The sequence below is a fragment of the Bacillus cereus group sp. Bce041 genome (genome assembly GCF_052646455.1).
Window position 1 is genome coordinate 1 of record NZ_JBQXON010000037.1, and the last position, 11,105, is coordinate 11,105.

Genomic DNA, 11,105 nt, shown 5'->3' on the forward strand with positions numbered 1-11,105 from the left:
TCAATATCCAAACAATCCATTTCCATTTCAAATAGATAATCAATACCCAAACAATCCACTTCCATCATCAAAAGATAATCAATATCCAAACAATCCATTTCCATTTCAAATAGATAATCAATACCCAAACAATCCACTTCCATCATCAAAAGATAATCAATATCCAAACAATCCATTTCCATTTCAAATGGATAATCAATATCCTCCAATATCTAAAAATGATTGTTATAAACCAGATATATGTCAGTTAAAGCCTGGGTATTATAAATGGATTCCTCCGCATTGGGAGTGTTGTGATTGTTATTTAGATAAAAAAATAAAATATTAGATTACATTTTTTCTCTCTCATCTCAAAAAGAGACATTTTATAAATTTATAAAATGTCTCTTTTTAAGATTTAGATTAAATAAAAAATGTATCTAGGATATTATCTTTTTCTTCTTTACTAATCCCAATATATTTAAGTGTAATTTGTGGTGTGCTGTGATTTAAGATTTCCTGCAACATAGCGACATCTTTTGTTTGTTTATAGAACCAATAGCCGAAGGTTTTGCGCATGGTGTGGGTACCAATGGATTCTACACTGGCAAATTCTCCGGCTTTTTGTAATTGTCGATAAGCCTGGATTTTACTTATAGGCTGATTTCCTTTTCTTGAAGGGAATAACCAGGTACTTTCTAGATTTTGGGTATACGAATAGACTTCATCAAAAATAGAAGTAAGATTAATGATGCGTTCTTTTTTTGTTTTTCCTTCTTTGATTTTAAATTCTTTTCTCTTTTTTCGTTTCATTTTTATTATGGTTTGTGTATCGAGTTGGAGTAGATCACTCACGCGTAATCCGGTATGGATACCGATAAGAAACAGAATATAATCTCGTTCGGAACAATGACGTTTCAGAGACCATTTCATATCTTCGATCTGTTCTTTGTTACGGATAGGTTGGACATCAATGAGATGTGGTTTTTTATTCATGGATTTTTGACCTCTTATTTTATAGTGTTTTGAATGTATACTTTTGTTATATAAATTGAGGATATCAAGGGGATTGTTGAGAAGTCAATGTTTAAGGAGAAATGAATGTAAACTAATATCTAAAAGTTTACATTGAAGAATAAGAAAAAGAACTTAGTTTTTAGGGTTCCTTTTCTTATTTTGATAATATTTGTATCTTATTGTAGTTTTTATATTTTATAATTAGGTTATTAAAATTTATAGTTAAAAGGATGATTGGATATGACAGTACAAAAAGAAAAGGTAACTAGGCGGGTTGTTTGTAGGAAATGTAAATCTGATCAAATAGTTGGTAACAAACGTGGGTATAATTTTAAAAGGATGTTTTTAATTCTGTTTCTTATGTTAGCTACACTTATAGCTATTAGAATAGTTGTTGAAATAGTTCCTCGAGATTCTCCACTTCAGGGTATGGCTTTATTTGTTGTTTTTTTAATGATGCTCCTAGGGGCACCGATAACTTTATTCAGTGGATTTATTGGTAGAAAAAATATTGTCAATGGTTGTATGAATTGCGGACATACATGGATGCCTAAAAAATAGAATGTTTATAAATCAAAAAAGAAAAGACAGCTGATTTATTGCTGTCTTTTTGCTTATTTTTGAGTGATAAATGAAAGTAAACATTTATTCAAAAGTTTACTTTCATAAGCATAAAAAGAGTCCTATGTACAGGACTCTTTTTCTATTAGTTATAACAAAAAAAGCCAATCATGATATAATTGAATTGTCGAGAAACAACTATAATGAGAGGCTTTTTTATTCTTATAAATTTCTAATTACATAATAGCATAAAAAAAGTCTCCGTACTAGTTGTAAATACTAGGAACGAGGAGAAAAGTTATGACAAATACTATCAATTTAAAACAAGCTGAAAGGAATTCAAGATTGAGAGATATCGAGAATTCGAAGATATTGTCAGAAGAAGAGATGTACATAGCAAATGAACTTCAAGCAAAAGCTAATTTACATGGAATGAAATTGGTACCTGAACGGAAAGTAAAAAATAAAGCTAAATTTGCTCAAATTATTCAAGAGAATTGGTTATATCTCATTCAAAATAATTATTTAAAAAACGAAGAAATTATGTTTTTAAATAAAATTATTGGGTTTATAGGTTTTCGTTCGAATTGTATTGTTCATGATATTAATGCAAAAGAACAATTACCCATGACTCAAACTGAAATTGCAGAAAAAATAGGATCTAGTAAAAATACAGTTAGTAGACTAGTAAAGCAATTAATTGAAAAAGGGCTAATTGGGCGTTTTGAATCCGGTAGGGATGGAATTAATGCTAGAATGTATGCATTGTATATAAATCCTAATGTAATTCTTTGTGGAGATCGTGACAATATTAATCAAACACTACAAACTATGTTTATAAGAAAACCTAAAGAATTGAAAAATTTACCTATAAAATTAGTGTAACCTGTATGAAATTCATACAGGTTTTTTTATAACTTTATAGTTATCGAATTCGATAACTAAAGTTATCGAATTCGATAACTATAAAAAATCCCAAATCCCTTGGTATTAAAGGCTTTTTTATAGTTACGTATGCTGTTCCCTTCTCACTCTCTATATAAAGAGCTAAAAGTTCCGCAAGGAACAGGTAGTATTTTTAAGCAAACCCGGCTTAAAAATCTCCACCTTTGCTAGAAAAAAGTCGCCTCGTCAATCCTCGGCTAAAGTCGAAGACTTTTCTTTTTTCTAACATCCTTGCCAAACTTTTTTTGGCTCGTTTGCTTTCATCGCCAAGCCGATAAACTCAAAAGTGGGATTTAGACATATCGGCTTGAGCTATTCATTATACGAGCCAAATCGCTTGGTCTAACGTTCTCCAATAGATTATTTATCTATTTTTAGATACGCAATACGTGGGGTCTCCCCACACCCCGGCCACCCTCTACCTCAAAAGTAGAGGGAATAGATTTGTTTTAAAAGCCTCAGAAGGGCTGTATTTCATTTTTTTGATGAAGGGCTATATAAAACTACTTTTTTATAAAAGAATTTAATCTAGAGGGGTTCTAGGGTCTTAAATGACGAATCTTAGGGAATCTTTTTTGTCTTTGCTTTTATACGATCTGTATTTTTGGGAAGACATAGCGAAGCTTGCTGTCTTCGCTATGAATATGATTATGGATTTACTTGTTTAATTGAGAGAAGAATAACTTTTACAGATCATGTATGCGAAGTATACATATCTGTTGAGACAAAGAGAGTTTGCCATGGGCGAATCCTCTTTGTCTTTTTCTAAGAAGCGAAAGCTGAATTAGAAAAAGAGGCATTCCTGATGCAGAGCTTCCAGGAATGCGAAATCCCGCAGGGCAAAATCCGCCTGAAGACCATTCACTCGGCTTGCCGAGCTTGTTTTTGATTCAAGCGCAGCGCGAAGCAAAAATGAATGCGTCTGACCGCAGGCATGGAAAAGCGTTAGCTTTTTCATGCCAAGGCAGGCGGATTTTGCCCTGCTTGAGTCTTACAGGACATAGGACGGTAAGACGATTCGTCAGATGCTCTTAATCTTCCCGGTTTAAAGCCGTTAAGGCGATAAATCGGGCTCCCCGCGGGGAGCATATGTACTTGATTCTATGTGATACCACATAGAATCAAGTACATTATACAATATATTAATTTAGATATGAGAGGCTTTGTAATAGGAATACATAGGGGAACAACTAGGGAAGGGTCGATCACTGAGTCTGTAACGTTTATGCCGCGAAAGTCACTTGACCATGAGGGGCACCCTCATGCAAACTCACCAGAGGTGGCCCCAGAAGGGCGGTTTTTGCCCGCTGGGGTTATCTTTGGGAGTTTGAGGGTGTAGAGGCTCATGGTCAAGTGAACCGTGGAATAAAAAGTGTAGGACGGAACCCCCAGAAAAGGGCAAAAACCAAAGTGGGATTATGTAAAATGATAAGCAAAGATCTGGATTTTTTGTGATGAATACTTATTTATGGTTAGTTAATATAGCGTCTTATTATCGGTAGTAAGTTTTTTCATAGAATTCTTGTATAAACAAGGATTCTTCTTTTTTTTGCATGGAATTTTGTATAAATAAAAAAGATTTGGTTGTTATGAGTATTTAATTTTAAAATTGAGTTTGTAATAGGAATTATATAAATCTATTATGTAAAGGTTATGGAAATTAAGAGTTTGAAACAAGTGGTACGTGAATTATTAGGAAAAAGGGTATATCATTGCTATAGCGAATATATTTTTTGAGGTGAAATGCTATGAAGACGCTATATAGTCCTAGTGATGTGGCAGAGCAATTAGGTATCCAATCTAGTACATTACGTAAGTATGCTGATGTCCTTGAAAAAGAGGGTTATACTTTTATTAAGAATGAACGTGGGCATAGGAAGTATAGAGAAAGTGATGTAATGGTGTTTCGTAGGGTTATACATTTAAAGAACGACACAGACATGACATTAGAAAATGCTACAAAGCAAATAGTATCATGGCATCAAGGTGTTGAAGTATTGCCATTAGAACGACATGATGTTGAGCGCTATGAAGAACCTAATTTCAACGCTACACCGCTACAGACGATGATCCAAGAGCAAAAAGAGATCATTGAAAAGCAAAATGATTTACTTCAGGAATTAACTAAACGATTAATGGATCAAGATGAAAGATTTATACAAAGAGAATTGGAATTATTGAACGCTATACAATCGATACAGGATTCTCAGAAGTTTATAGCAATGAACTCTAGCGAAGAGATAGTGAAGAATCAAAGTCGTGATGAAATACTTTTAAAAACAATTAGAGAAGTTCAAGAAGTTAAGAGGATGATCTCAGCAAGTAAAGATAAGAGATGGTATGAGTTTTGGAAATAGTATTTTTTTAAAATTTGTTGATTATATTTTTCTTATTTTATAAAGTTCAAAAAGGTTTTTGTTGTTTTTTTGGGTAATTAGGTAAATATTTGTATTTGTTATGTAACTTTTTAAATAAGTTATTTTTGATAGACACAAATATTATAAAGGGGGATTCATATGTTTAAAAAAAGTGTTTTAAGTTTGTTAGTATTAGTTTCTTTTGTTATAGGAGGAAATTCTATACGCGCAGATGAATCTTATTATGTTAATAATGGGATATGCAAAGACATCGAAAAAAATGTAGAAGAAAATAAATATGTAAAAAGTTGTTTTAAAGTATTTCCTGTTTCTCCTCTTGGTCCATCATTAAAAATACCAAATGATTTTTTATATGATGATGGTATTTTTAAAGGGATTTTATATTTGACTCACAAAGAATATTCAAAGCATTCTGTTGTATCTTATTATGAAGGTGTTTTAAATAAATATAAGTAAAGAATATATATTTAGTAAGAAATTATATATTCTTTATTATTTTTTAATAAAAAACCAATTCTTTTGATTGATAGGAATTGGTTTTTATTTATAAATTTTTGATTAGGGTTTTAGTTGTTTTATTTTTCAGTCTAATTGTAAAAAATTATTTACTTTTTGTATGAAATATATTACAATCCAATTAGTGGAAATTATACGATAGAAGAGAGGGAAGACATGCTTGAGAATAATATAGCGGTAGGAAGAGCTGAAAAAAAGTGGACACAACAGCAATTAGCAGATGAAGTAAATGTTAGTCGACAAACTATAGTAGCTTTAGAAAAAAATAAATATAACCCTTCTTTAGCATTGGCTTTTAAAATTGCTAATTCGTTGGAAAAAGATATAAATGATGTATTTCGTTATGAGGAGGATAAATAATGGGTAATATTGCTGTAACTTTAGTTTTGGTTTTAGTTGCATTAGTTTTTATAGCAGAGTTTTATAAAGGATCTTTTGAAAGGCAGATGGAGTCGAAAGACGAGAGAGGTCAAATACTTATTTTTAAGGTGAAGTCTTTATCTTATAAGATTTTATCTTTTGGTATTTTAATTGGAGTAGTAGTTGTAGCAATATTTAAGTTAATGGATAAGGAATATTTTATTTATTACGTAATGCTTGTATTTTTTATTCAAAGTATAGCTTCGTCTGTTTATTTAGCTGTTGTTCGAAAAGCATAAAAAAAAATAACACTTTATATTTGAAATAGGAATTATGTAAAGTGTTATTTTTATTTTGGTTTTATAGTTGTTGGTGAATTTCGGCTGGTGATTTTTTTCTTTTCTGTATAATCGTTAAAGCTTTGTTATATTTTTGTTTTAAATAAGTAAATATGGATTTATATTCTTTATCTGTTAAAAATAGAAGTTGATTAGATATCATAATAAATGAAAAGCTAAAGAGTCCCATTACTATAGCGATACCTAGATGCATACCAATTATGCCCATCATACCAATATATTTTGTTTTTTTATTAAATAATAAAAATGGAAAAGCTAATTGTACAATTACTGTTATATAAGATCCTGTAACTAACATTAGATCAGATGAATGTATTAAGTTCTTGAAGAAAGGATGAGAGAATTCATCAACTTGTAAAACGTAATATAAAGCTGTACCATTTTGCCATAATTCACCCATTGCTTTATGAAGACCTGAAGTAAGATATAGTATACTTACTTGAACAAGACATGCGAGTATGGATAAGTTATGTAATAAATTTCTTAAAGAAATATTTTCAGTATTAGTAGTTGTAGATGGATTTATATTTTTTTTATTTTTTAAATAAGAGTCTAATGAAAAGTATTGAGTAGTATTAGCGAATAATAAATAGAATAGTAATATACGAGAAATATTATCTCCACCATCTAATATAATATTATTTTGAGTCATTAAAGACCAGATGAAAATGAAATTTAGGAATGATATTATTTTTCCTTTATAACCAAATAAAAAAAGTATTGCTATTAAAATTCCTAAATGATAGATAATATTGAAATATAAGTTAGATGTACTGAGACTATATAGAGAAAAATTGTTAAAAAAACGTTCTTCTGGACTTAGGTTTCCCATACTCATTAAGCCATTAGATCCCCATAAAAAGTAACGTTGTGAGTAATGAATTGTATAGTTATAAAGAATGATAAATCCAAATGCAATTCGGATTAGACTAGCTCCTATAAGCATATGTTTTTTTTGATTTAATAAAATCAACTTATTAATCATTGTTTTTCACTCCTTTGTACTAGAACATAGATATAACATTTTGTGGTTTTGCCCAATCAAGTTCAATATAACGTTTTTCATTATTAGGATTTTTTTCTTCTTTTTTTGAGAAAGGTATTGGGTTAGATTCTACAAGAAGAACTTTAAATTCTATAATATCTTTATTAGGATAGGCGCTTTTAAGATGTGCTTCAGCGTATCTGTTTAATAAATTATTTGATATTTTTTCAGCATTTTTACTTCTTTCATTTTCAACTAAATGTTTATATTCTTCTTTATCTAATTTCCCGTTGTTTATTTTTTTGATAACCTCTTGCATTGTATCATCGTTTTCTTGTCTTAAAGCAAATGCACCTCTAGGAATTCGTAATAAACGATTATATGGTGTAAATCTATTCTCTTGATTTTCCTTAATCATGTAGTCAACAATATCGATCCAACCAGTAGTCGTAGTATCATTATCTGATTTGATTTTGGCTTTTACAAAAAATTTACTATTTGTTGTTACTGGTGCAGGAGCAAATAGTCTCCAGTTTTGAGTGAAAATAGGATCCATATAGGCTGATAATTGTTTATTGTATTTAGCTTTTATAGGATTAGATGGAGTATTATAAATAAGGGTTATGGCAAAATGAAATATGAAAGCTGTACATAATAATCCAGCTATTAATTTTTTCCACATTATTATCACCTCACTAATTTTTTTAAGCTTTTATTGATTTCAAGATAAAAGTTTATGTTTTTTTATTTAAGGTATAAAATATTAATTATAAATATGTAATGAATTTTATAGTTACATAGTTAAACGAGCCAATTCTTACTTTGTAGTAAGAAAGGCTCGTAATTATGTTTTGCATAGTAAACAAAAAATTAATAGTCAAAAGTTATAGTTATGTCTTCATAATTAAGACTATTAGTGCTATTGTTTCCAAAGGCAGCATTAGCAACTGCTTTACCAACTGCTTTTCCAACACTAAAGGCACCTGCTGCAGCTACAGCTCGTCCCGCTGCGGCGAAAAATTCTTGTGGTGGCTGAATATTTTCATTTGAGGATTCTACGGCAATAGTTTCCTCATTAATTGGAGCTGCTTTGGCTGTAGTAGAGTTAAAAGCTGCTCCACCTAATAGTAAAGAAAGTGCTAATCCTGATCCAATAATTTTTTTTATTATTGTCTTCGACCCCCTAAAGAATAAATCTACAGATCAAAAGATGATTTTACATCTTCGTATTCATAACTAGGAGCATCTGATGAACTACTTCCAGTTATTTCTCGTGCAGCTTTTTGATGTGCGAAATATCCCCCTACCCAAGCAGCTCCTTTTGCTGCAAGGCGATGTGCAACAGCCAAGAGTTCTTTTGGTGGTTCAATGTTTTGGTTTGCAGATTCTACAGTAATATTTTTTGCTTCATCGATTGGAGCTGCTTTGGCTGCAGTAGAGTTAAAAGCTGCTCCACCTAATAGTAAAGAAAGTGCTAATCCTGATACAATAATTTTTTTTATTATTGTCTTCGACCCCCTAAAGAATAAATCTACAAATCAAAAGATGATTTCACATCTTCGTATTCATAACTAGGAGCATCTGATGAACTACTTCCGATTACTGCTCGTGCAGCTTTGTCACCTGCTAAATATCCCCCTACCCAAGCAGCTCCTTTTGCTGCAAGGCGACCTGCAACAGCTAAGAATTCTTTTGGTGGTTCAATGTTTTGGTTTGCAGATTCTACAGTAATATTTTTTGCTTCATCGATTGGTGCAGCTTTAGCTGCAGTAGAGTTAAAAGCTGCTCCACCTAATAGTAAAGAAAGTGCTAACCCTGATCCAATTAATTTATTTTTCATTTTAATACTCCTTTAGATTTACTTTTATAGGATTTATTGATCGAAAGATGATTTTACATCTTCGTATTCATAGCTAGGAGCATCTGATGAACTACTTCCAAATACAGCATTTGCAGCTTTTTCACCTGCAACCCATCCAACTCCCCAAGCAGCTCCTTTTGCTGCAGCTCGTCCTAACATTGCCGCGAATTCTTTTGGTGGTTCAATGTTTTGCTTTGATTCTACAGTAATATTTTTTGCTTCATCGATTGGTGCAGCTTTAGCTGCAGTAGAGTTAAAAGCTGCTCCACCTAATAGTAAAGATAATGCCAATCCTGATCCAATTAATTTGTTCTTCATTTTGAAAAACCTCCTAATATTTTCTTGTAAAAAATATGATACATCCAGATTATTACATTTTAAGGATAATAAGTACACATAAAATTCGAAATTTTTGAATTTTGTAAAAAAAGACAAATAATTGTCATATTTTTAAAAAAAATGTAACAATTCAGTATAACTATATAAAAAAATATTATAATTATATAACAATATATTAATTTTTAAATGTAAAAACGTATGTTTGAAATTATTGTTTTCTTTTTCCGTTTTCTAGGTGTTTCTTTTTGGGTACACTCTATATCTCTTAAACCCTTTATATCAATAACTTTCTTTATTTTCTCTATCTCACTCTTATATATAGGGCTAGAAGTTCCGTAAGGAACGAGTTGTATTTTTGAGAAAACATTCAAAAGGTTATCAGCGTGTATGGAGCGATTGGGAAGACTTAGTTAGGGGAGATTCTTACATCTTCTCCAGCAGTTGCTTCTTGGGGATCTAATCGAATTGATTGTTTTGCACGAGGTCAAAATGATCATATGTGGCATAAAGCATGGAGTGTTTAAATTTATAGAAAAGAAAGAAGTAGCTATTTTAATTAAATAATTAATGCCTTTTTTTTACTTTTAATAATAAAAGAGAAATTATCTATGAATATTATATTTATAGATAGTTAATATAATGATCTATTATTGGCAGAAAAGAAAAAAAGCGAAATTCCATTTATATCAATGGATTTCGCTTTTTTTCTTTATCATGATTTTATACATTGTGGAAGTAGAAATTTTAAATTCTGGGTTGTTTATGTTAGGAAAGTGATTTGAATTTGGGTGTGTAGAGGCTCATGTTTGGGTGAACTGTTAGAATAAATAGATTAGGATGGACAATAGTAAGTAGAATATATATTTATTAGATTTTGCTAATTTTAGTTTATACTGTTAAAAGTTTTTATATTAAATTTAGGTATATTGTCTAGACATAGAAAAAGCCTATCGAATATATAGGTAAATATAATGTGTAAATTTAAATAGAAAGAGGTTGGCTAGTTATGTATTATCAAAATACTTCTGAATATGATTATGTAGATGATTTTCGTCAACAACAATTTCAAAATTTAGTAGGTCAATTATTTACTATTCCTCAATCTGTTACATTAGCTAATGGGCAAACTCTTCAGTCAGGTACACGTGTTTTTATTCATAGAGTTACTTTTACTCCATCTGGTCAAGAAATGGTTACAATAGTGTTTCCTTTAGGGATTGGTGGTAATCCTGTAGTTGGATTAACACAGGTTTCAGGTTCCCAACTTTCAGGTGCAGCTGTTCAATTTTTTCAAATGTCACAGGGGCAAGGGCAAGGTTTTGGTGGGCATGGACATAGATATTGACAAAAAAAACAATTAGAATTTTTAAGTTTATTTTTTTGTTTAAATTATGTGTATGAATATTTAGGAGGGCAAATCTAAAATTATACTTATTAAATAATTAAAAAGTAAATTTTTCTATTGAAAATGTTATAGAACTTTTAATGTGATTACTTTATATATCTTTAGATAACATAATCACAAATAGAATAGACTTGCTCTCTATTTTTATTTATTTAATATTGTACATTGTTGCTAATAAAAATATAAAAGAGGTATTAAAAATGAATAATTTAGATAATCAATATCCAAACAATCCATTTCCATTTCAAATAGATAATCAATACCCAAACAGTCCACTTCCATCGTCAAAAGATAATCAATATCCAAACAATCCATTTCCATTTCAAATAGATAATCAATACCCAAACAGTCCACTTCCATCGTCAAAAGATAATCAATATCCAAACAATCCATTTCCATT

At 30.5% G+C, this 11,105-nt stretch carries 15 protein-coding genes; 9 read left to right on the forward strand and 6 right to left on the reverse strand.

What is annotated here, in order from left to right; all coding sequences use genetic code 11:
• Window positions 1-328 (forward strand): hypothetical protein (locus tag ACUN13_RS31805; protein WP_445424196.1); only part of this gene is annotated, 328 nt, incomplete at its 5' end.
• 74 nt (window positions 329-402) lie between these two features.
• Here ACUN13_RS31805 and ACUN13_RS31810 read toward each other — a convergent pair.
• Window positions 403-975 (reverse strand): tyrosine-type recombinase/integrase, encoded by a 573-nt coding sequence (locus ACUN13_RS31810; protein WP_088344486.1) that lies wholly within the window; start codon window positions 973-975, stop codon window positions 403-405.
• 261 nt (window positions 976-1,236) lie between these two features.
• Here ACUN13_RS31810 and ACUN13_RS31815 point away from each other — a divergent pair, with 261 nt between their 5' ends.
• The 6 genes from ACUN13_RS31815 to ACUN13_RS31840 all read left to right on the forward strand — a co-directional run bounded on the left by ACUN13_RS31815 (window position 1,237) and on the right by ACUN13_RS31840 (window position 6,055).
• Window positions 1,237-1,557 (forward strand): hypothetical protein, encoded by a 321-nt coding sequence (locus ACUN13_RS31815; protein WP_061665820.1) that lies wholly within the window; start codon window positions 1,237-1,239, stop codon window positions 1,555-1,557.
• A gap of 300 nt (window positions 1,558-1,857) precedes the next feature.
• A complete protein-coding gene (locus ACUN13_RS31820) occupies window positions 1,858-2,442 on the forward strand; it encodes a MarR family winged helix-turn-helix transcriptional regulator (RefSeq protein ID WP_025690064.1) in 585 nt (194 codons plus the stop codon).
• A 1,808-nt stretch (window positions 2,443-4,250) separates the two neighbouring features.
• Window positions 4,251-4,859 (forward strand): DUF3967 domain-containing protein, encoded by a 609-nt coding sequence (locus ACUN13_RS31825; RefSeq protein WP_088344476.1) that lies wholly within the window; start codon window positions 4,251-4,253, stop codon window positions 4,857-4,859.
• 159 nt (window positions 4,860-5,018) lie between these two features.
• Complete coding sequence (locus tag ACUN13_RS31830) at window positions 5,019-5,336, forward strand: hypothetical protein (RefSeq protein WP_025690770.1); 318 nt, start codon at window positions 5,019-5,021, stop codon at window positions 5,334-5,336.
• Between the two features lie 216 nt (window positions 5,337-5,552).
• The gene (locus tag ACUN13_RS31835; protein ID WP_025689549.1) at window positions 5,553-5,756 is read left to right on the forward strand and encodes a helix-turn-helix transcriptional regulator; all 204 of its coding nucleotides are present in this window, start codon (window positions 5,553-5,555) and stop codon (window positions 5,754-5,756) included.
• Window positions 5,756-6,055 (forward strand): hypothetical protein, encoded by a 300-nt coding sequence (locus ACUN13_RS31840; protein ID WP_025689547.1) that lies wholly within the window; start codon window positions 5,756-5,758, stop codon window positions 6,053-6,055. Before ACUN13_RS31835 ends, ACUN13_RS31840 begins: the two co-directional genes overlap by 1 nt.
• Before the next feature lie 61 nt (window positions 6,056-6,116).
• On the opposite strand, the gene ACUN13_RS31845 is transcribed toward ACUN13_RS31840, so the two are convergent.
• From ACUN13_RS31845 to ACUN13_RS31865, 5 genes are all read right to left on the reverse strand, one after another.
• Window positions 6,117-7,100 (reverse strand): HTTM domain-containing protein, encoded by a 984-nt coding sequence (locus ACUN13_RS31845; protein ID WP_081340368.1) that lies wholly within the window; start codon window positions 7,098-7,100, stop codon window positions 6,117-6,119.
• Window positions 7,101-7,119: 19 nt separating this feature from the next.
• Window positions 7,120-7,782 carry a DUF5819 family protein gene (locus ACUN13_RS31850; protein ID WP_025689544.1) on the reverse strand — a complete coding sequence of 221 codons (663 nt, stop codon included), beginning with the start codon at window positions 7,780-7,782 and terminating at the stop codon, window positions 7,120-7,122.
• A gap of 514 nt (window positions 7,783-8,296) precedes the next feature.
• A complete protein-coding gene (locus ACUN13_RS31855; RefSeq protein WP_157797784.1) occupies window positions 8,297-8,449 on the reverse strand; it encodes a hypothetical protein in 153 nt (50 codons plus the stop codon).
• A gap of 182 nt (window positions 8,450-8,631) precedes the next feature.
• The gene (locus tag ACUN13_RS31860) at window positions 8,632-8,940 is read right to left on the reverse strand and encodes a hypothetical protein (RefSeq protein WP_088344480.1); all 309 of its coding nucleotides are present in this window, start codon (window positions 8,938-8,940) and stop codon (window positions 8,632-8,634) included.
• Between the two features lie 33 nt (window positions 8,941-8,973).
• Window positions 8,974-9,279, reverse strand: a complete 306-nt coding sequence (locus ACUN13_RS31865; RefSeq protein ID WP_070179072.1) for a hypothetical protein — start codon at window positions 9,277-9,279, stop codon at window positions 8,974-8,976.
• Window positions 9,280-10,306: 1,027 nt separating this feature from the next.
• On the opposite strand from ACUN13_RS31865, the gene ACUN13_RS31870 reads away from it, so the two are divergent.
• Window positions 10,307-10,645: a hypothetical protein gene (locus ACUN13_RS31870; protein ID WP_025690085.1), complete on the forward strand. Its 339-nt coding sequence runs from the start codon at window positions 10,307-10,309 to the stop codon at window positions 10,643-10,645.
• Between the two features lie 260 nt (window positions 10,646-10,905).
• Window positions 10,906-11,105, forward strand: a 200-nt coding sequence (locus ACUN13_RS31875) for a hypothetical protein (protein ID WP_445424197.1), incomplete at its 3' end; no start/stop codon positions are given.

Coding starts and splice junctions, on each gene's coding strand:
- ACUN13_RS31810 (WP_088344486.1), bottom strand. CDS start 975: ATGAATAAAAAACCACATCTCATTGATGTCCAACCTATCCGTAACAAA.
- ACUN13_RS31815 (WP_061665820.1), top strand. CDS start 1,237: ATGACAGTACAAAAAGAAAAGGTAACTAGGCGGGTTGTTTGTAGGAAA.
- ACUN13_RS31820 (WP_025690064.1), top strand. CDS start 1,858: ATGACAAATACTATCAATTTAAAACAAGCTGAAAGGAATTCAAGATTG.
- ACUN13_RS31825 (WP_088344476.1), top strand. CDS start 4,251: ATGAAGACGCTATATAGTCCTAGTGATGTGGCAGAGCAATTAGGTATC.
- ACUN13_RS31830 (WP_025690770.1), top strand. CDS start 5,019: ATGTTTAAAAAAAGTGTTTTAAGTTTGTTAGTATTAGTTTCTTTTGTT.
- ACUN13_RS31835 (WP_025689549.1), top strand. CDS start 5,553: ATGCTTGAGAATAATATAGCGGTAGGAAGAGCTGAAAAAAAGTGGACA.
- ACUN13_RS31840 (WP_025689547.1), top strand. CDS start 5,756: ATGGGTAATATTGCTGTAACTTTAGTTTTGGTTTTAGTTGCATTAGTT.
- ACUN13_RS31845 (WP_081340368.1), bottom strand. CDS start 7,100: ATGATTAATAAGTTGATTTTATTAAATCAAAAAAAACATATGCTTATA.
- ACUN13_RS31850 (WP_025689544.1), bottom strand. CDS start 7,782: ATGTGGAAAAAATTAATAGCTGGATTATTATGTACAGCTTTCATATTT.
- ACUN13_RS31860 (WP_088344480.1), bottom strand. CDS start 8,940: ATGAAAAATAAATTAATTGGATCAGGGTTAGCACTTTCTTTACTATTA.
- ACUN13_RS31865 (WP_070179072.1), bottom strand. CDS start 9,279: ATGAAGAACAAATTAATTGGATCAGGATTGGCATTATCTTTACTATTA.
- ACUN13_RS31870 (WP_025690085.1), top strand. CDS start 10,307: ATGTATTATCAAAATACTTCTGAATATGATTATGTAGATGATTTTCGT.